The sequence below is a fragment of the Kribbella caucasensis genome, from assembly GCF_004361855.1.
GTDB classification, from domain to species: Bacteria; Actinomycetota; Actinomycetes; order Propionibacteriales; family Kribbellaceae; genus Kribbella; species Kribbella caucasensis.
The window spans coordinates 358,693-378,045 of the sequence record NZ_SNWQ01000007.1 but is presented as its reverse complement, the minus strand read 5'-3'; the positions used below and the strand labels follow the sequence as shown (position 1 = coordinate 378,045).

The window sequence follows — 19,353 nt, the reverse complement described above, 5'->3', positions numbered from 1 at the left end:
ACAGGAGGCGATATGTTCGAGCTCACCGATCGGGTCGCACTGGTGACCGGCGGCAGCCGCGGCCTCGGCCGGGCGATGGTGCAGGCCTTCGCCGAGGCCGGCGCCGACGTCGTGATCGCCAGCCGCAACCTCGCCGCCTGCGAGACCGCGGCGCTGGAGGTGGAGAAATCCACTGGCCGGCGAGCCCTGCCGCTCGCCTTCCACGCCGGCCACTGGGACGAGGCGGATCCGCTGGTCGACCGCGTGCTGGCTGAGTTCGGACGGCTCGACATCCTGGTGAACAACGCCGGTATGTCCCCGCTGTACGACTCCCTCGACACCGTCACGGAAGCCCTCTGGGACAAGGTCTTCGCGGTCAACCTCAAGGGCCCGTTCCGGCTCGCCGCCGTGGCCGCCACCCGGATGCTCGCGGCCGGCGGCGGCTCGATCATCAACATCAGCAGCATGGCGTCGGTCCGGCCGAGACCGCACACCCTCCCGTACGCCGCGGCCAAGAGCGCCCTCAACACGATGACGATCGCGATGGCCCATGCCTACGGACCGACCGTGCGGGTGAACGCGATCATGGCCGGCACCTTCATGACCGATGTGAGCAAGCACTGGGACGCCGACGCGTTCGCCCAGCGCGCCGAGACCTTCGCGCTGCGCCGTGGCGGGCAGCCGACGGAGATCACCGGCGCCGCCCTCTACCTCGCCGGCGACCTGAGCACCTACACCACCGGCACCATCCTGACCGTCGACGGAGGACAACCTTGAGTACGCCGAACGCCGTGATCGTCGACGCCATCCGCAGCCCGATGGGCAAGGGGAAACCGGGCGGCGCGCTGGCGGAGGTCCATCCGGTCGACCTGCTCGCTCAGACCCTGTCGGCGTTGCTAGAGCGGACCGGGGTCGATCCGGCGCTGGTGGATGACGTTCTCGTCGGCTGCGTCGGGCAGAACGGCGAGCAGTCTGCCAACGTCGGGCGCCAGGCCTGGTTGGGCGCAGGATTTCCGACCCATGTCCCGGCGACCACCATCGAGCGGAAATGCGGATCGGGCCAGCAAGCGGTCGACTTCGCCGTTCAGGGAGTCCGGGCCGGCGCCTACGACATCGTCGTCGCGGCCGGGGTGGAATCGATGAGCCGGGTGCCGATGGGATCCGGACGCCAGAGTGCCGACGTGTTCGGGCCGCGGGTGCGGGAGCGGTTCCCGGTCCTGGCGCCCCAAGGCGTTTCGGCCGAGTTGGTCGCCCACAAATGGGGCTTCACCCGGGAGCAGCTGGACCAGTTCTCCGTCGACTCCCATGCCCGCGCCGCGCAGGCCGCGTCGTCCGGAGGCTTCAAGGGCGAACTCGTGCCGATCGACCTCCCGGACGGGCGGACGGTGGCGGTCGACGAGACCATCCGCCCGGGGACAACCCTCGAACGGCTGGCCGGCTTGCAACCGGTCTTCGGCACCGAGCTCCATCGTTCCCAGTTTCCCGAGGTCGAGTGGAAGGTCACCGCCGGCAACTCCTCGCAGTTGACCGATGGTGCGGCCGCGCTGCTGATCATGAGCGAGGAGACCGCCGAGCGTCTGTCGCTGACGCCACGCGCGCGGGTGGTCGGCTCGGCGGTCGTCGGCGACGACCCGCTGCTGATGCTCACCGGGCCCATTCCGGCCACCCAAAAGCTGCTGGACCGGACCAGGACGACACTGGACGACCTGGACGTCATCGAGGTCAACGAAGCCTTCGCCCCGGTTCCACTCGCCTGGCTGGCCGAGTTCCCGGTCGACCCGGCACTGCTCAATCCCCGCGGCGGTGCGATCGCCTTGGGCCACCCACTCGGCGCCTCCGGGACGCGGATCATGACGACGATGATCAACCACCTCGAGCAGACCGGCGGCCGGTACGGTCTGCAAACGATGTGCGAGGCGGGCGGCATGGCGAACGCCACCCTGATCGAGGTCGTCCGCTGATCAGTACGTCCGGTAGACCCGCTCAGCGTTGGCGAGCAGAATCGCGTGCCGCTCCTGGTCGGACAGTTGCCGCAGGTTGGTCAGTACGGCGTCGAGCGTCCGTGGATAGTCGGCTGCTCGCAAACTGTTCGGCCAGTCGGAGCCGAACAGCAACCTGGACGGGCCGAACGTCTCCAGCAAGTGGTCGACCGCCGGCGTGAGATCGCCGGGTACCCAGCTGTCCAGCCTGGCCATCGTCGTGAGCCCGGACAGCTTGCAAACCACGTTGCCGAGCCCGGCCAACCGCGTGATCGACGCGGCCCACCGTCGACACGCCTCCGACTCCCAGCCCTGGACCAATGGAGGTTTCCCGGCATGGTTGAGAACGAACTGCGTGTCGGGACAGCGCACGACGACCTGCTCGGTGGCATCCAGCTGGTGTGCCGCCATCATCAGCTCAGCGACGAGTCCGCGCCCACCGAGCACCCGGAATCCGCGAGTGACCTCAGGCCGGCTGATCCAGGCCACGGGATCCGGCTCCGCCTGGGCCTGGTGCCGGATTCCGAGAAGGTCTCCCCCTAAGGAGTCGAGCCGCGATGCGAGGTCGGAGGAGGCAAGATCGACCCAGCCCACGACACCCGCGACAAGTGGCGTGGACGCCGCGATCTTGAGGTAGTCCTCGGTTTCGTCCTCCTGGTTGAGCACCTGGACCAGCACCACTCGTTCGACCGGCAGACCGTCAATCGTCGATCGCAGGTCCTCGACGGTGAAGTCGCGATTGATCCGTACCATCGTCTCCGGATTGATCCACGGCTGCGGCCGGTCCGCAAGACGCCACAGATGTACGTGGGAATCGACGATCACCGGTCGTACCTCAACCGATGCCGAACAGCGAGCGCGAACAGTACGACGGTCGTCGACACCACCGTCAACGTGACACCGAGCGCCGCGATGGTCGGATAGCTGCCGCTGCTCCACTGGTCGAGCATCACGAAACCGACCACCGGTGTCCGGGTGCTGGCCAGCATCGCCGACGCCGTGATGTCGCCCGACATCAGCACGAAGATCAACGCCCACGCGGCGATCAACGCCGGCGTCATCAACGGCAGCAGCACCCGGCGCAGCGTCGTACCGTCGCCGACCCCCGAGACGGTCGATGCCTCGGTCAACGGTCTGCCGACCTGCTGGACCGCCGCCGTCGCGTACATCGCGGCCTGCGGGAAGTACATCACGATGTACGCCGTCACCAGGATCAGCGCGGTGCCGTTCCAGCCGAACGGCGCACCGCCGAACGCCGCGATCAGCGCCAGGGCGAAGACGATGTGCGGCAGCGCGGCCGGAGCCTTCAGCACCGAGTCGAACGTCTGGGCCGCACGCTCGCGGCGTACCTCCACGAGGTGCGTGACCAGGACCGCGAACACCACCACGACCGTCGCGCATACAGCGGCGAGCACGAGGCTGTTGCGGAGCCCTTCGCGCAGGGTCTGCCGCTCGAACATCTCCCCGTAGCCCGCAAAGCTCAGCGACGACCAGTCCACCTCGGCCTGCCAGAAGCGTTGTACGGATACGAGGACGAGGCCGAGGAACGGGATCACCGCCGCCAGTGCGACGTACCCGGCCATCAGCAGCCGCGCGGGCCACCGAAGCCGGCCAAGTCGCACCACACCGCTTCGACCGGCCCGGCCGCCGATCGTCGCGAACGCCGCCGTCTTCGAGGCGCCGACCAGGCGTCGCTGGATCAGCCCGGCCAGCAGGACGATGGCGAGCAGGATCAGGCTGCGCGACAGGGCCGATACTTCGTCGACGGGATAGGCCTGCGTGACGTCCTCGACGATCAACACCGGGAGTACGTCGATCTCTGCCCGGGTGCCGATGATGACAGGGATCGAGAACAGCGCCATCCCCATCACGATCACGAGCATCACCGCGCCCCCGAGCGCGGGCTTCAGACTCGGCAGCGTCACCGTCAGCAGCGTCTTCACCGGACCGGCGCCGGACAGTCCGGCGGCCTCCTCCAACGCCGGGTCCATCGAGCGCAGCCCATTGACGATCGCCAGATACGCGAACGGCACCAGGAACACGCCGTAGCACCAGATCAGGCCGTACCAGGTGAACAGATCGAGTGGCCCCCGGGACAGCTCCACCCCGACCAGACCCGCGAGCTCGCGAAGTAGCGCGTTGAGCAGACCGATCTCGGGATCGAGCAGGAACACCCAGCCGATCGCGGCCGCCAGCGACGGCACGAACATGGACACCAGCGGCAGGATCTCGGCCAGCCAGCCGACCCGGGCATCGGTCCGTTCGTTGATCCAGGCCAGCCCGGCCGCCACCACGACAGCGAACGCGCCGCCCGCCACGACGAGGATCGCCGTGTTGAGCAGCGCCCGCAGCGTCTCAACGCTGGTCACCACCTCCCACGGCGAATCAGCGCCGGTCGCCTCGGTCACGCCGAGCAGTCCCAGTAGCGCCTGGGCGAGCGGGAACACGATGAAGAAACCGAGGATGAGCGCGACCAGCCAGCTCGCCGCCCGCAACCCACCGAAACGCCGGCGATCCGGCCGCAGCCCCACCCGTCGGCCGACGACGAGGTCAGCCATCGTCCCTCACCACCACGCAGTTCTCGGGCGAGACTCCAACCCACGCGACCGCCCCTTCGCGGAGATCCCGCGGCGAGCTCGCATGATCGTCCCAGATCCGCAACGACACCGATCCAACCCGTACGACGAACTCCGTGTACCAGCCCAGGTACGCCGAGCTCACCACTTCCCCGCGCCAGCAGTTCGGCGCCGACTCCGGTTCCGCGGCGCGGATCCACCAGGAATGCGCCCGGCTCGCGACCACCAATCGGTCATCGCCGTCGGCCTGGACCTTGGACACCGCCAACGGACCGAGCTCGGTCCCGAAGAGCGGCAACTGTGCCTCGTCGACGGGTAGCCGTTTCGCCGCCAGGAGGTTCGACGTACCGACGAAGTCCGCGACGTAGCGGGTGGCCGGTTCGGAGTAGATCTCGTCGGACCGGCCGAGCTGGACGATCCTGCCGTCCCGGATCACGGCGATCCGGTCGGCGAGCTCGAGTGCTTCGGTCTGGTCGTGTGTCACGTAGACCGCGGTGAACCCGAGCCGGCGCTGCATGGTCCGTAGTTCCAGCCGGAGCGCCTCCCTGACCTTCGCGTCGATGTTGGACAGCGGCTCGTCGAAGAGCACGACGTCGCTGCCCGAGGCCATCGCCCGAGCCAGCGCGACTCGTTGCTGCTGGCCACCACTCAGCTGGGACGGTTTGCGGGTCGCCTGTCCCGCCAACCGGGTCAGCGTCAGCAGCTCCTGAATTCTTTGCCGAATCTCCGTCTTGCCGAGACGCTCGGAGCGGGGTGCGTTGCGGAGTGGGTAGCCGACGTTCTCCTCGACCGTCATATGCGGCCACAGCGCGTAGTTCTGGAAGACCATGCCGACCTGCCGGCGCTGACCGGTCCGGCCGGCCAGCCGGATCGTGCCCGCGTCGGGCGTCTCCAACCCGGCCAGGCAGCGCAGCAGAGTCGTCTTGCCACAACCACTCGGCCCCAGCAGAACCAGGAACTCCCCCGCCGGCACCCGCAGCGAGACGTTGTCGACGGCAACGACCTGTACGCCGCGGTCGTCCCGGAAGCGCTTGGTCAGACCGGTGATCTCGATACCGTCGGCGGGCTCGGTCTCCACCGCCGATGGCGTTCCGCTGTCCTGCACGACCCGACCTGGCCGGATCATCCGAGCCCCAGGCCGGACACGATCTCCGCCTTCGCCGCGAGGGCTGCCTCGACGTCTGGGGAGACGTAGCCGTCCGGGAGTGGAACGGTTCCCTCCAGGTTGCCGAGCGGTGAGGATCCGGTGCCCTTGTTCAGGATCTTCTGGGCCTCCTCGGTCAGCAGGAAGTTCAGGAACAACCGGGCCGCGTTGGGGTGGGGCGCCGCGGACGACACCGCGGCGAACTGCTCGACACCGGTCGTCGGCGAGGGGAACACCGTCTCGACACTGGCTCCCTTGGCCGACAGTGGCCTGCTCACGGAGAGCAGGCTCGGATACACCAACGTGCCCGAGCCGGCGGCGACCTGCTGGACACCGGGCACCGAACTGTCGACCAGCTTGGGGCTCTGCGCCGCCAGCTTGGCGAGGAACCCGTCCCCGTACGTCTTCCGCAGCAGGTTCATGTGTGCGAGCCAGGACGGCACGTTGGCCGGGTTGACCAGGTAGACCTGACCCTTCAGCGATGGGGCGAGCAGTCCTTCCCACGAGCCGAAGTCGGCGGCCTTGGCCTTCTTGGTGTCGATCGTCACCCCGATGGGCTGGATGTTCACCAGCGCGTACGAGTTCTCCCGGAGGGCCGTGTCCGGCCAGGTCTCCAGGGCCGGTTCGTCGGCGGGATCGAGGCCGCCGACCCACTGCTTGGCCACGGCGTCCTTGAAGAAGACCGGATCGGCCAACGTGACGACGTCCGCGGCCGACTTGCCCGAGCTCATCTCCGAGGAGTAGCGGGTGGCCAGCAGGCCGGAGGTCAGTACGGTCATCTCGACGCCGATGCCGTACTTGCCGCTGAACGCGTCGGCCACACCCTTGGCGACCGCTTCCGGAATGGACACGTACCAGGTGACCGCGCCCTCGCTGGTCGCCCCGGACGAGATGGACTCGAACCCCGCGGCCGCCTCCGCCGCGCCTTCACCTGAGCTGAGACAGCCGGACAGAACAGCGGCGAGTACCACCGCGACGACTCCTGGAACACACCTGCGACGACCCGTTGACAGCACCCTCACGACGACTCCCGCGGTTGGTCTCTTCGGATTCCAGCAGGCTAATCATTAGCCTAGTTTTGTCAAGAATGAGCACGACGCCTGGTCAGGATCTGCCTCGAACGTTACTATTCATATGCATCATTTATGTTCGCGGCGAAGGGACCGACCACCGTGCCGAACTCAGGGCCGACCCCCGGGGCGCCACTCGCGGGCGTGCGCGTCATCGAGCTCGGCTCCATGTACGCCGCTCCCACCGCCGGGCGGATGTTGCGCGACTTCGGCGCCGACGTGGTCAAGGTCGAGGATCCGCGCCAGGGTGACTTCGCCCGGCAGTGGGAGCCGATCCACAACGGCCTGGCGATCGGTTTCGCCCGGCTGAACTCGGGCAAGCGGTCGGTCGGGGTCGACCTGCGGGAGGCCGACGGCCGCGAGCTGGTCCGCCGCCTGATCCGCGGCGCGGACGTGGTGATCGAGAGCTTCCGCCCCGGCCGGATGGAGGCCTGGGGGATGGACTACAAGACGCTGTCCGACACCAATGCGGGCCTGGTGATGACCCGGGTGAGCGGCTTCGGCCAGACCGGGCCCTATCGCGAGCGCCCCGGCTTCGGCACCGTCGCGGAGACCGCGAGCGGCTACGCGTTCCTCAACGGCTGGCCGCAGACCCCGCCGACATCTCCCCCGTTCGGTTTCGCCGACTCCATCGCGGGCATCTCCGCGGCGTTCGGTACGGCGATGGCGCTCTACCGGCGCCAGGTCAGCGGCACCGGCTCGGAAGTGGACGTCGCGCTGTACGAACCGTTGATGTTCATCCTCGGCGACGCGGTCCTCAACTACACCTCGTCCGGCCGGATCACCCAGCGCCAGGGGAACACGTCGGGCGCCGCGTCGCCACGGGGGATCTATCAGGCGGCCGATGGTGGCTGGCTCTCGATCGCCGCGTCCAACCAGACCATCGCCCTGCGGCTCTTCGACGCGATGGGGCGCCCCGATCTGAAGACCGACGAGCGGTACGCGACGAACGCCGCCCGGATGGCCAACAACGAAGCGCTCCAGGTGCTGGTGATCGCCTGGGTCGCGAGCCGGCGGCGGGACGAAGTGCTCGCAGTCCTCGACGCGCACGAGGTGGTCTCGGCGCCGGTCAACGACGCCAAGGACGTCAGCGAGGACCCGCACTTCACCGAGCGAACCCTGGTCGAACTCGCGAACACGGTCCTCGGCCCGGCGATGATGCCCGGCCCGGTGCTCCACCTGCACGACTACCCCGGTCCGACGTACGACGGAGTGCCCGGGGTTGGCGAACACACCGGCGAGGTGCTCGCGGAAGTTGGTGTCGACGGCAACGAACTCGCCGCACTCCGGGACCGGGGAGTCGTCGGCGGTGCCTGAGGTCGCAGCCGTCGAGGTGGTCTCGGAGTCCCGGGACCGGCTCGGCGAGGCGCCGTACTGGGACAAGTCGACTGGTGAGCTGTTCCGGGTCGACCTGCTCGACGGGATAGTCCGCGCGGGAGATCGGACCGTCCTGACGACGGGGCAACGCACGAGCTTCGCCGTACCGGCTGTCGACGGATCGCTTGTGTTCGCGCAGGAGAACCGGATCGTGCACGGGGTGACGATCCTCGCGGAGTTGCCTGATCTCGGTGGTCGCCGGCGCCTCAACGACGGCAAGTGCGACCCGCTGGGCCGGCTCTGGGTGACCTCCTACTCCCCCACCGGCGACAGGTGCGCCGGCGTCCACCTGCTCGAGCCCGACGGATCGTTGCGGGAGCAGCTCGACGAACTGGTCGCGGGCAACGGCATCGCCTGGGACGAGTCCGGCACCATCCTGTACGTCGCGGACACCGCCGACGGCCACATCAATCGATACGCTTGGCACCCGGACACCGGACTCAGCGACGGCGAGATCTTCGCCCGCATCGACCCGGCGGACGGGCAACCCGACGGCCTCGCAGCAGATGCGGCCGGCGGACTCTGGGTCGCTCTCATCGGCGGTGAAGCCATCCGTAGGTACGACAGGTCCGGCGCCGTCGACCTACACGTCACCCTCCCTGTGTCGCATCCGACGAGCGTCTGCTTCGGTGGCGAGCACCTGCGGGAGCTGTTCATCACCACCTCGCGCCACCGGCTTCCAGAGGACGACGACGTACAGCCCTGGGCCGGGAGGCTGTTGAGGCTGCGGGCACCCCATCCAGGTGTCGCCGTCCGTCGGTTCGGAGAACGGTCATGACCGCCTACCCACACCTGTTCAGCCCGATCGAGGTCGGCACGATGCGGTTGCGCAACCGCGTGATGATGCCGCCGCACGCCTCGGCCATCGGCAACATCTGGGGCACCGAGGACGAGGCCCGGCGCAACATCGCGTACTTCGAACGTCGCTGCAAAGACGACGGGGTGGCTTGGGTCGGCAGCCTCTCCACCCACCTCCGCAACAAGGTCGTGCCCGGCTTCGACCCGACCGGCGTCGGCGCGGCGACCGTCGGACATTTCCGGCTGCCCTACTTCGTCGAGCGGGTCCAGCAGTTCTGCGATGCCCTGCACGACCTGGGTACGGCGGTCACCGTGCAGATGGTGCACCAGGGCGGGATGCCGCATGCGCCCTCGGCCGTGATGAGCGCGCCGACGATCAACCTGGTGCCGCACGTGATGACCGAAGCCGAGATCGCGTGGTTCGTCCGCGAGTACGCCGAATCGGCGCGGCTTGCCCAGCTCGGAAGGGCCGACGGGGTCGAACTGCATCTCAACCACGAGGATCTGCACGAGTGGTTCCTCTCGCCGTACACGAATCAGCGCACCGACTCGTACGGCGGCTCGCTCGAGAACCGGGCGAGGTTCGCGGTCGAGTGCCTGCGCGCGATCCGCGAGACCGTCGGCGCCTCGATGACGCTCGGGATCCGGCTCAACCTCCGCGAGGAACTGCCCGAGGGGTACGACCTGAGCGACGGTGTCGAGCTGGCGCAGTACTTCGAATCGACCGGACTCGTCGACTACGTGCACGGCGTGATCGGCAGCCCATGGGGCAACCCGAGCTACATCCAGCCGACCCAATTCGAGCCCGGCGCGTTCGCCCCGTACGCCGGGGAGCTGAAGCGGGCCTTGTCCGTGCCGGTGGTCCACACGGGCAGGATCACTGATCCCGCCGTTGCCGAATCGGTCCTTGCCGCGGGCTACGCCGACATCGTCGGGATGGCCCGGGCCCACATCGCCGACGGTGACCTGCTCGCGAAGGCGCGGGAGGGACGGACCGACGAGATCCGCCCGTGCGTGGGCGGCAACGACTGCATCAGCCGGCGGTACGTGGAAGGGCTCTCGTTCGCCTGCGCCGTCAATCCCGGTACCAGTCATGAGGTCGAAGGCCCATGGTTGCAAGGCGCAACGAAGCGGCGGCTGCTCGTGGTCGGCGGCGGACCCGCGGGCCTGGAGCTGGCCGCCCTCGCCAAGGAGAACGGGCTCGACGTCACGCTGTGGGAGGCGGAGACGGAGCTCGGCGGGCAACTTCGGTACGTCGCCCAAGTCCCCCGGCACGAGGGATTCGCCCAGTACCTGGAATGGCAGATCGGTCGGCTGAAACGGCTCGGTGTTGACCTGGCGACCAGCACAAACGCGACGCCGGATCAGGTGCGCGCCTTCGGAGCGGACGTCACAGCGATCGCGACCGGCGCCCACAGCCGCGTACCGGCGATTCCGGGGGTGGACGCGCCGCACGTCGTCGACAGCAGGGACGTGTTGGCCGGTCGCGTGTCTCTCGGCCACCGCGTGCTGGTGATTGCCGAGGACGACCACGTTCCGCCGCTGTCTGTGGCCGACTACCTCGCCGAGGCAGGCCACGAGGTCACACTCGTCCACCCCACGAATCAGCCGGCACCACTGGTCGGGCGGTACAGCATCGGCGCGATCCTCGGCCGCCTCGACGCCGCGGGCGTGACGTTGCGGTCGATGGAGCAGGTGGTCGCGATCGAGCGGCACACCGTGCTGACCAGGAACGTCTACTCCTGGCGGACCCGGGTGCTCGGCGACTTCGACTCCGTCGTACTGGCCTGCGGCAGTGTTTCGGAGTCATCGTTGTACGACGCACTCCGCGACGAACTCCGGGACATCCATGTTCTGGGAGACGCCTACGCCCCGCGGCGGCTCGTGTTCGCCACCCAGCAGGCGTACGCACTCGCCAAGCAGTTGGTCACGGCCAACCGACGATAGGGAGATCCCATGCTGCTCAAGGACAAGGTCGCTCTGATCACCGCCGGCGCCTCCGGGATGGGCCGGGCCGCGGCCGTGCTGTTCGCCCGGGAGGGGGCGCACGTCATCGTTGTCGACGTCAACGACCAGGCGGCCAAGGACGTGGTCACCGAGATCGAAGCGGCCGGTGGCAAGGCCGAGGCCGCGATCGTCGACGTCCGTGATCTCGGTGCGCTCAAGGGCCTGGCCGACCACGTTCGGTCCGAGCACGGCGTACTGCACGTGCTCTACAACAACGTCGGCATCCCGGGCGCGGCCGGACTCGAACTCAGCGCCGAGGAGTGGGACCTCGGGATCGAGGTCAACGCGCGGGCGAGCTTCTTCCTCAGCGGGTACCTCACCGACCAACTGAAGGCGGCCGGCGGCGCGTCGGTGATCTTCACCAGCTCGACCTCCGGGCTGATCGGATCGCCGTACAGCCCGCTCTACTCGTTCACCAAGGGCGGCATCATCGCGCTGGTCCGGTCGATGGCGCTCGCCTTCGCCGCCGACCGGATCCGGGTGAACGCGATCGCGCCGGGATCGGTCGAGACGCCGGGGTTGCCGGCCTTCTTCCGGATCGACGACCCGGAGGAGATCGAGCGCCGGAAGGCCGCGTTCTTCGCGACCATCCCGATGGGGCGCGCGTCGCAGCCGGAGGAGATCGCGAACGTCGCCCTGTTCCTGGCCAGCGACCTGTCGTCGTACGTCACCGGCGTGACCATCCCGGTCGACGGCGGCATCACCGCCAAGTGAGGGTCACACCCGCCACTGGATGTGCTTGACCTCCAGGTATTCGTGCATGCCCCACTCCCCCAGTTCGCGCCCGACGCCCGAGCGGCCGTAACCGCCGAACGGCGCGTCGGGCCGCATCGCGCCGCCGCCGTTGATCCACACCGTGCCGGCCCGGATCCGCAGCGCGATCCTCCGCGCCTCCGCCGGATCGTCGCACCAGACGTTCGCGGCCAGCCCGTACGCCGTGTCGTTGGCCAGCCGGATCGCCTCGTCGGTGTCCTTGAACGGCAGGATCACCGCGACCGGCCCGAAGATCTCCTGCTGCACCGCCCGGGCATCGGGAGCCAGATCGCCGAGCAGCACCGGATTGACGAAATACCCCTTGTCCGGAAGGGGTTTCGTCACCTCGAGCAGCTTCGTCCCACCGGCCGCCAGCGAGCCGTCGATGAAGCCGAGCACCCGCTCCCGGTGGTCGGCCCGGATCATCGGCCCGATGTTCGTGGCCGGGTCCCACGGATCGCCCACGATCATCTGGTCGAACGCGGCCGCGCCAGCCGCCAGGAACTCGTCGTACTTGCTCTCGTGGACGAGCAACCGGGCCAGCGCCGCGCAGCCCTGACCGCCGTTCCGCGACCAGCGCAGGTGCATCTCGACCGCGATCTTCGACACGTCGACGTCGGGCATCACCAGGCTCGGGGACTTGCCGCCGAGTTCGAGGGTCACGCCGGTCAGATTCTGGGCCGCTTGCGCCATGATGTGCGCGCCGACCGCGTCGGAGCCGGTGAACGACACGCGGTCCACGCCTCGGTGGGAAGACAACTGCCGACCGACCTCGGCGCCGCCGATGACGACGTTCATGACGCCTGGTGGAAGACCCGCTTCCGCAACCAGCGAGCCGAGGAACAGCGTGGTCAGGGGCGTACGCGGGGAGGGCAGGAGTACGACGGTGCACCCGGCCGCGAGCGCGGCGCCGAACTTGAAGACGGCCAGGTTGAGCGGATAGTTGTAGCCGGTGATCGCGGCGACGACGCCGACCGGTTCGTGGACCACGTCGCTCATCGTGGGATGCGGCTTGTCGTACCCGCCGAGGTGCATCGTCCGATCGGTCTTCGCGGCCTCGGCGGCCCAGCGCAGATGTTCCTGCACGGCCATCCTGACCTGGAGATACTCCGCCAGCGACACCGGCGTACCGACCTCGTTGACGATCGAAGGCAACAGCCGGTCGGCCGCGCTCTCCAGCACGTCGGCGAGCCGGTGGATGTACTGCGACCGCTGTTCCCCGCTGAGCGCCGCCCAGCCGGGGAACGCTGCCCGGGCCGCCGCCACCGCCTGGTCGACCTGGTCCGCCGACGCACCCGTCACCGCGGCCAACTCGTCCTCTGTCGCGGGGTTGAGGACGCTCCACGTCTCGCCTTGCCCGGCCACCATCTCGCCGCCGACCAGCAGCGTGCGGGTCGCGGGGATCCAGTCCCGCTGGACCACCGTCGTGGTCATCAAATCCCTCCGTCCATGGGAATGTCCGACCTCGGGGTGATCGCGTTGATGGCCGGCACGACCTCCTTGCCGAACCGGTTGATCGCCGCGATCGTCTCGTCGCAGTCCATCGTCGGCCACTGCGGCCGCACCAGCAACGGATCGACCGGCAGAGTGGAGACCAGGTCGGTCAACTGCGCGACCACCTCATCAGGGCTGCCGACCACGGCATGTCCGGACACGACCTTCTCGAACTCGTTCTGCAGTTCGGCCGCGTCCATCACGTCCAGGCCGCGGGCGGCGTACGTCAGGTAGCGGCCCTGGGCGACCCGGGCGTACTCGACCATCGCCTCCTCCCGGGAGTCGGCGATCAGGCAGTTCCGGCGCAGCGGCTGCGGGCCGAACTCTTTGCCCCGGGCAACGAATTCGTCGCGGACGATCGCGTACCGGCGGGCGGCCTCGTCCTTCGGGGTCTCGGGTGGACAGGCGTACGCGTCGCCGTACTTCCCGCAGCGCCGGACGCCCGCCTCGGCGTGCGCGCCGATCCAGATCGGTGGATGCGGCCGCTGCACCGGGAAGATGTGCGGCTGCACGTTGTCCAGTTGCCAGTACTTGCCGTGGTGGTCGACGGTCTCCTGCGTCCAGAGCTTCTTCATCAGCTCCAGCGACTCGTCGAAACGGCCCGCGCGCTGCTTGAACGGGACGCCCAGGTAGTCGAACTCCTCGGCGCGGTAGCCGAGACCGGCGCCGAAGATCAGCCGCCCCTCGGTAACGATGTCGAGGGTCGCGATCTCCTCGGCCAGCATCACCGGGTGGTAGAGCGGCGCGATCATGATCTGGGTGACCAGCCGGATGTGCGGGTCGACATCCGCGGCCAGCCGGGCCAGCAGCGGTACCGGCTGGAGCCAGCGCAGGTCGCCGTACAGGAAGTGCTGACCGATCGCGATGTAGGTGAAACCATTGCGCTGGGCCGCCTCGACGATCCGGCGCACGTCGGCGAACTGCTGCGCCGGCGTGACCGATCGCGGCGAGTCGCTCAGCAGCAGACCGACCTGGACCATGTGATCGCCTCTCTTCTCAAGACTGTGTTCAATACCTTCCCCACCCCACCGCCCCGGTCGCCGGCAGTCCGCCGCCGGCCCAGCCGCCGTCGACCGGCAGCACCACTCCGCTGACATAACTCGCCTGGGGCGACGCGAGGTAGAACACCGCGTCGGCGACCTCTTCAGGCCTGCCGACCCGCTTCATCGGGATGCGGTCGAGGTACCGCTCCATCGACGCTCGCCCGCTTGCCACCACGGCCTGCTGGAGCGGCGTAGTGACGGTACCGGGAGCGACCGCGTTCACCCGGATGCCGTCCGGACCCCACTCGGTCGCGAGTGAACGGACCAGCCCTTCGATCCCGGCCTTCGACGCGCAGTACGACGCGCGGGCGCCGAACCCCTGGACCGCGCAGATCGAGGACAACATGACCACGCTCGAGCCTTCGCGCAGCAGCGGGCGAGCCGTCTTCGCACCGACGAACGCCCCGCGCAGGTTGACGTCAAGCACCCGGTCCCACTCCTCCAACGGGTAGTCGGCCGTCTCGCCGGGCGACGCGATACCGGCGTTGGCCACGAAGGCCGCGAGGCCGGAACCCAGTGCCTCCGCCCGCTTGCACGCGAGACCGATCACGTCGGGATCCCCGGCATCCCCCGACACGTAGTCATGACCGTCCTGCTCCAGCAGCGGGAGGACCTCGCCGGACAGATCGACGCCGACGACATGCCAGCCGGCCGCCGCGAACCGTTCGGCGATCGCGGCGCCGATTCCTTGCGCGGCACCGGTGACCACGACGCCGGTGGACTGTGGGGTTTCGGTCACGACTCTCCCTTCTCGGGCTTCTCTGGTGAAGACACCTGGGTGTACTGCGGACCGACCGAGGCCGGTAGATGCAGGATCCGTTCGACGGTGATGACCTTGTGGGCGATCAGCAGTTCGCCGTCCTGCTCGACGTGTACGTCGTCGTAGCAGCCGAAGATCATCCGGGTGCCGGACTCTTCGAACATCGTCGCCTGGAAGTAGGCGTGGGTCTGGATCACGTCATCCCGGCGGTCCGCCTGGATGTTGGTGACGACGTGCTTGCAGACTGGGATGTTCAGCGCGTTGTGCGCCCGGTAGATGTCGAGGAAGGCTTCCACCCCGACCAGGGGCGGCTGCGATCCGCGAGTGACCTTGACGTCCTTGGTCACGATCGATCGCAGGGTCTCCAGATCCCCTTCGTCCACGGCGCGCGCGTACACGTAGTACAGGCGTTCACTGTCGATCATCCGGCCTCCTCGCCTGGTAGTCCACGACCGTTGCCTGGGATCTTGCGCTGATCGTGGCTCACGGCAACGGTCACCGGACGGACCTCGATCACGACCCGATTCGGGCTGTGCAGGAGTCGCCGCCACGAGACCGGGTCTTCGGGTTGCAGGCGGCTGGTGAACTCGCCGAGGAACCAGGACAGCGTGCCGTCGTCGCGGTGCACGGTCGCGTCCCCTCGGACCGACAGCATGCGCCGGCCAGGAAGACCCGATCCGGCGCTCGACACCACGATCGAAACCCGCGGATCGGCGGCCAGCGCGCGGACCTGCGGCCGACCCTCGACCGACGTGAGCCAGAAGTGCCCGTCCGCGACGATGTAGCTCATCACCACGCCACTCGGCCAGCCGTCCTCGCCGGTGAAGACGAAGCCGCACTCGGTCTGCCGCCTCAGCAACTCCTGCTGGTCCACCTTGCCGAGATGCGTGCCCCGCAACGCCTCGAGGTCGTCGATGCCCAGTCGTCCCATCGCACCCACCCGCTACGACGACCGGTCGGCCAGCGCCGCCTCGCCGAGGAAGGCGCGCAGCACCGACGCCTGGTTGCGGGCATCGCCGGACTCGCCGGTGTAGACCACCTCGCCCCGGGCGATCGCGACCACCCGGTCGGCGATGTCCAGCCCGGCCTGGGCGTTCTGCTCGACCATCAGGATCCCGATCCCGGCCTGAGCCATCTCGGCCACCTTGGCGAGGATCGCGTCGATCACGACCGGTGCGAGCCCCATCGACGGCTCGTCCAGCAGCATCACCTCCGGCTGGGACATCAGCGCCCGCCCGAAGGCGAGCATCTGCTGCTCCCCTCCGCTGAGCAGACCGGCGGGACTACTCCGGCGATCCGCCAGGATCGGGAACATGTCGTAGACCTTGGCCAGGGTGTCCGCGAACGCCGACTTGTCGGCCGCGTACCCACCCAGTCGCAGGTTCTCGGCGACGCTGATCGGCGCGAAGACCCGCCGGCCCTCGGGCACCAACGCGACGCCCTGCCGCACGATCCGGTGCGGCGCTTGCCCGGTGATGTCCCGGCCGTCGAGCCGAACCGTCCCCGCGTGCGGCTTCTGCAATCCGGCGATGGCCTTCAGGGTCGTGCTCTTACCGGCACCGTTGGCGCCGAGGACCAGGGTGACCCGCTCCGGCTCGACGGTCAGGCCGACGCCGCGAACTGCCTCGATGTTGCCATAACTGACGTGCAGGTCGGTGACCTCAAGCATGCTGCCGCCCCTTCCGGCCGAGGTAGGCCTCCTGCACCAACGGATTCTGTACGACGTCCGCCGGGGTCCCCTCGGCGATCAGCTCACCGAAGTTCATCGCGAACACGTAGTCGCAGGTGTCCAGCATCATCTGGACGTCGTGTTCGACCAGCAGCTGGCACAGCCCCTCGTCGCGCAGGTCGCGGAGCAGCCGGGAGATCTCGGCCCGCTCGGACTGGTTCATCCCGGCGGTGGGCTCGTCCAGGAGCAGCAGCCGCGGATTCATCGAGATCGCTCGGGCGATCTCGACCCGACGCTGGGTGCCGTAGGACAGCTCGGACGGGTAGTAGTCCTCCCACCCCTCCAGGCCGGTCCGGCGAATCGCGTCAGCCACCGCGGGCGAGACCGATGGACGAAGGCGCTGATACCAGCCAGGGCGCGGACGGGTCTTGGCGGAGGCCTCCGCATCGGCGCCGAGCTGGATGTTGTCGCGGACGTTCAGGTCCGGCAGCAGCCTGACGGTCTGGAACGTGCGGGCCACCCCGAGCCCGGCCATCGCCGACGGCCGGATGCCCTGGTAGGGCTCACCGTCGAAGAGCAACTGTCCGCGGGTCAGCGGGGTCAGTCGGGTGATGGCTCCGATCAGCGTGCTCTTGCCCGAACCGTTCGGCCCGATGATGCCGTGGATCAGCCCAGGTTCGAGCCGCAGCGTCACGCCTTCGACCGCCCGCACCCCGCCGAAGTGCACGGACACCTCGCGCGCTTCCAGAACAGGCGTCGTCGAGACCACCGAACGATCCCCAATCGACGCAGCCATCACGACACCTCCGACTGGGCTGCCATCCGGGCCACTTCCCCACCCTGTTCGCGGGACAGCGTGTTGTCCAACTCCACCCGCTCCGGCTCGACCGACTCCGGCGCGTCCACGGGTTGCTCTGCCCCACCGGTTCTGCGTTTGCGGCGGATCCGGCCCAGCCACTTGGTCAGGTCGACGATCACGCCGTACAGGCCACGCGGCAGGAAGACCGCGGCGACCGCCACGATCACGCCGTACACCAGCTCCTGCCACTCCCCGATGACGGCCAGCACATCCGGCAGCCAGGTGAAGATCACCGCGCCGATGACGGCGCCCTTCCACGACCGCGAACCGCCGACCACGATCATCGTCAGCGCCAGCACGATCAGGCCGAAACCGATGTCTAGCGGCCCGATCGCGGTCCGGACCATCACGTTCATCCCACCGGCCAGACCGCCCAGGGCGCCGCTGACGACGAACGCGACCAGCCGGTACCGCCGGACGTTGATCCCCAGCGAGGCGGCCAGCTCCGGATCGTCGCGAACGGCGTCGACCCGCCGTCGCATCCGGCCCCGCTCGCTCAACGCCACCAACCCCACGACGAGCACGGTGAGGGCGAACATCTGACCGGTGGTGAAGTCCGTCAGCACGCCGTACAGGCCGGTCGACGCACCGGTCAGATCGCCACCGTTGATCGCGATCACACTGATGATCAGGTCGAACGCGACCGTCGCCATGGCGAGATACAGCCCGTTGAGCTTGAAGATCAGCAACCCAAGCAGCAGACCGATGACCGCCGCGACCAGTACGGCGACCGCGATCGCCACCGGCCCCGGCATGCCCTGGCGCAGCACCAGGATCGCGGAGAGATACGCGCCGATGCCGTACGAGCCGGCGCCGGCGAACGAGAAGACGCCCATCCGCAACGGCACCTGGATGGCTAGTGCGAGGACCAGGCCGGACAGCGTCGCCTGGATCAGCACCAGGTTCGTGTCGTAGAACGCGATCATGTCCGCCGCACCTCCTTACGGCCGAACACCCCGGCCGGCCGGAGCAGCAGCACCAGGAAGATCAGTCCGAAGCTCACGGCCTCGACCCACGAGCCACTCGTCTGGGTGAGCACCACGGTCTCGGCTGCCGCCAGGAAATAGGCGCCGAAGGCAACGCCCAGCATGCTGCCGACCCCACCGAGGATGATGCAGGCGAACGCCTTCACCAGCAGCGTGTCACCGCTCTCCGGTGTGATCGCGCCGAGCGAGTACGTGAACAGCACCCCGGACAGACCCGCCATCCCGCCGGACGCGGCCATCGTGACCAGGGCCAGCCGCCTGCGATCGATCCCCATCAGCGCCGCCGTCTCGGCGTCCACCCCGATGGCGCGCAGGGCGAGACCGTGCCGGGACCGCTTCAGCCAGATCGCCGTCGCGGCCCAGAGCAGGACCGCGACCACCACGGTGAGGGCCGCGATGCTGGTGATCCGGATGTCACCGATCACCCACGTGCCCACCTGGTACGACGACTCGGACAGGCCGAACGGGTTGCTCTTGGTCTGGTGCTGCGCGATCGCGAGCGGGATGATCGCCACCCCGATCCCACCGATCAGGATCTGCATCTCCGCGGTGCGTTTGTCCTTGGCTCTCTTCAGGATCTGTTCGAACGCGACCACCTGGATCAGCAGCGACATCGCCGCACCTACCAGCACGCCGATCAGTACGACGGGCAGCAGCGGCAGGGACGTCTCCGCGAGCACCAGGTACGCGCTGAAGGTGGAGAACATGAAGATCGAGCCGTGGCCGAAGTTCAGGATGTCGATCGTGCCCCAGGTGATGCTCATCCCCAACGCGAAGAGCAGGTAGATGGAGCCAAGCGTCACCACGTTCACCAGGTCTTGCACGGTATCTCCGTCTCTGTCTCGGTACCGTCTCCCGG

19 protein-coding genes are annotated in these 19,353 nt (G+C 68.5%); 6 read left to right on the top strand and 13 right to left on the bottom strand.

Annotation, left to right across the window (positions count from 1 at the left end):
• The first annotated feature begins 12 nt into the window (after positions 1 to 12).
• Both EV643_RS17365 and EV643_RS17360 read left to right on the top strand, forming a co-directional pair.
• A complete protein-coding gene (locus tag EV643_RS17365; protein ID WP_133801106.1) occupies positions 13 to 756 on the top strand; it encodes an SDR family NAD(P)-dependent oxidoreductase in 744 nt (247 codons plus the stop codon).
• On the top strand, positions 753 to 1,940 hold the full coding sequence (locus EV643_RS17360) for a thiolase family protein (protein ID WP_202869586.1): 1,188 nt from the start codon (positions 753 to 755) through the stop codon (positions 1,938 to 1,940). The genes EV643_RS17365 and EV643_RS17360 overlap by 4 nt, the downstream gene beginning before the upstream one ends.
• Here EV643_RS17360 and EV643_RS17355 read toward each other — a convergent pair whose 3' ends face one another.
• The 4 genes from EV643_RS17355 to EV643_RS17340 are packed head-to-tail and all read right to left on the bottom strand — an operon-like array spanning position 1,941 to position 6,649.
• A complete protein-coding gene (locus tag EV643_RS17355) occupies positions 1,941 to 2,783 on the bottom strand; it encodes an amidohydrolase family protein (protein WP_166665467.1) in 843 nt (280 codons plus the stop codon).
• A complete protein-coding gene (locus tag EV643_RS17350; protein ID WP_133801104.1) occupies positions 2,780 to 4,516 on the bottom strand; it encodes an ABC transporter permease in 1,737 nt (578 codons plus the stop codon). The genes EV643_RS17355 and EV643_RS17350 overlap by 4 nt, the downstream gene beginning before the upstream one ends.
• Positions 4,509 to 5,660, bottom strand: coding sequence for an ABC transporter ATP-binding protein (locus EV643_RS17345; RefSeq protein WP_133801103.1), 1,152 nt, complete (start codon positions 5,658 to 5,660; stop codon positions 4,509 to 4,511). Before EV643_RS17345 ends, EV643_RS17350 begins: the two co-directional genes overlap by 8 nt.
• Positions 5,657 to 6,649: an ABC transporter substrate-binding protein gene (locus EV643_RS17340; RefSeq protein WP_166665466.1), complete on the bottom strand. Its 993-nt coding sequence runs from the start codon at positions 6,647 to 6,649 to the stop codon at positions 5,657 to 5,659. Before EV643_RS17340 ends, EV643_RS17345 begins: the two co-directional genes overlap by 4 nt.
• A 174-nt stretch (positions 6,650 to 6,823) precedes the next feature.
• Here EV643_RS17340 and EV643_RS17335 point away from each other — a divergent pair, with 174 nt between their 5' ends.
• From EV643_RS17335 to EV643_RS17320, 4 genes are read left to right on the top strand one after another with little or no spacing between them, the layout of a single operon-like run.
• Positions 6,824 to 8,065, top strand: coding sequence for a CaiB/BaiF CoA transferase family protein (locus EV643_RS17335; protein ID WP_133801101.1), 1,242 nt, complete (start codon positions 6,824 to 6,826; stop codon positions 8,063 to 8,065).
• On the top strand, positions 8,058 to 8,903 hold the full coding sequence (locus EV643_RS17330; RefSeq protein WP_166665465.1) for an SMP-30/gluconolactonase/LRE family protein: 846 nt from the start codon (positions 8,058 to 8,060) through the stop codon (positions 8,901 to 8,903). The genes EV643_RS17335 and EV643_RS17330 overlap by 8 nt, the downstream gene beginning before the upstream one ends.
• Complete coding sequence (locus tag EV643_RS17325; RefSeq protein ID WP_133801099.1) at positions 8,900 to 10,870, top strand: oxidoreductase; 1,971 nt, start codon at positions 8,900 to 8,902, stop codon at positions 10,868 to 10,870. Before EV643_RS17330 ends, EV643_RS17325 begins: the two co-directional genes overlap by 4 nt.
• A 9-nt stretch (positions 10,871 to 10,879) precedes the next feature.
• On the top strand, positions 10,880 to 11,644 hold the full coding sequence (locus EV643_RS17320; RefSeq protein ID WP_133801098.1) for an SDR family NAD(P)-dependent oxidoreductase: 765 nt from the start codon (positions 10,880 to 10,882) through the stop codon (positions 11,642 to 11,644).
• Between the two features lie 3 nt (positions 11,645 to 11,647).
• On the opposite strand, the gene EV643_RS17315 is transcribed toward EV643_RS17320, so the two are convergent.
• From EV643_RS17315 to EV643_RS17275, 9 genes are read right to left on the bottom strand one after another with little or no spacing between them, the layout of a single operon-like run.
• Positions 11,648 to 13,117 (bottom strand): aldehyde dehydrogenase family protein, encoded by a 1,470-nt coding sequence (locus tag EV643_RS17315; protein ID WP_133801097.1) that lies wholly within the window; start codon positions 13,115 to 13,117, stop codon positions 11,648 to 11,650.
• Entirely contained in the window at positions 13,117 to 14,157 is a 1,041-nt protein-coding gene (locus tag EV643_RS17310) for an LLM class flavin-dependent oxidoreductase (RefSeq protein WP_133801096.1), read from the bottom strand. Before EV643_RS17310 ends, EV643_RS17315 begins: the two co-directional genes overlap by 1 nt.
• 28 nt (positions 14,158 to 14,185) lie before the next feature.
• A complete protein-coding gene (locus EV643_RS17305) occupies positions 14,186 to 14,959 on the bottom strand; it encodes an SDR family NAD(P)-dependent oxidoreductase (protein WP_166665464.1) in 774 nt (257 codons plus the stop codon).
• Positions 14,956 to 15,405 carry a nuclear transport factor 2 family protein gene (locus tag EV643_RS17300; RefSeq protein ID WP_133801094.1) on the bottom strand — a complete coding sequence of 150 codons (450 nt, stop codon included), beginning with the start codon at positions 15,403 to 15,405 and terminating at the stop codon, positions 14,956 to 14,958. The genes EV643_RS17305 and EV643_RS17300 overlap by 4 nt, the downstream gene beginning before the upstream one ends.
• Positions 15,402 to 15,911, bottom strand: coding sequence for a pyridoxamine 5'-phosphate oxidase family protein (locus EV643_RS17295; protein ID WP_133801093.1), 510 nt, complete (start codon positions 15,909 to 15,911; stop codon positions 15,402 to 15,404). The genes EV643_RS17300 and EV643_RS17295 overlap by 4 nt, the downstream gene beginning before the upstream one ends.
• A gap of 12 nt (positions 15,912 to 15,923) precedes the next feature.
• Positions 15,924 to 16,649: an ABC transporter ATP-binding protein gene (locus EV643_RS17290; RefSeq protein ID WP_133801092.1), complete on the bottom strand. Its 726-nt coding sequence runs from the start codon at positions 16,647 to 16,649 to the stop codon at positions 15,924 to 15,926.
• Entirely contained in the window at positions 16,642 to 17,445 is an 804-nt protein-coding gene (locus EV643_RS17285) for an ABC transporter ATP-binding protein (RefSeq protein WP_133801091.1), read from the bottom strand. The genes EV643_RS17290 and EV643_RS17285 overlap by 8 nt, the downstream gene beginning before the upstream one ends.
• On the bottom strand, positions 17,445 to 18,434 hold the full coding sequence (locus EV643_RS17280) for a branched-chain amino acid ABC transporter permease (RefSeq protein ID WP_133801090.1): 990 nt from the start codon (positions 18,432 to 18,434) through the stop codon (positions 17,445 to 17,447). Before EV643_RS17280 ends, EV643_RS17285 begins: the two co-directional genes overlap by 1 nt.
• A complete protein-coding gene (locus tag EV643_RS17275) occupies positions 18,431 to 19,318 on the bottom strand; it encodes a branched-chain amino acid ABC transporter permease (RefSeq protein WP_133801089.1) in 888 nt (295 codons plus the stop codon). The genes EV643_RS17280 and EV643_RS17275 overlap by 4 nt, the downstream gene beginning before the upstream one ends.
• Between the last annotated feature and the right edge of the window lie 35 nt (positions 19,319 to 19,353).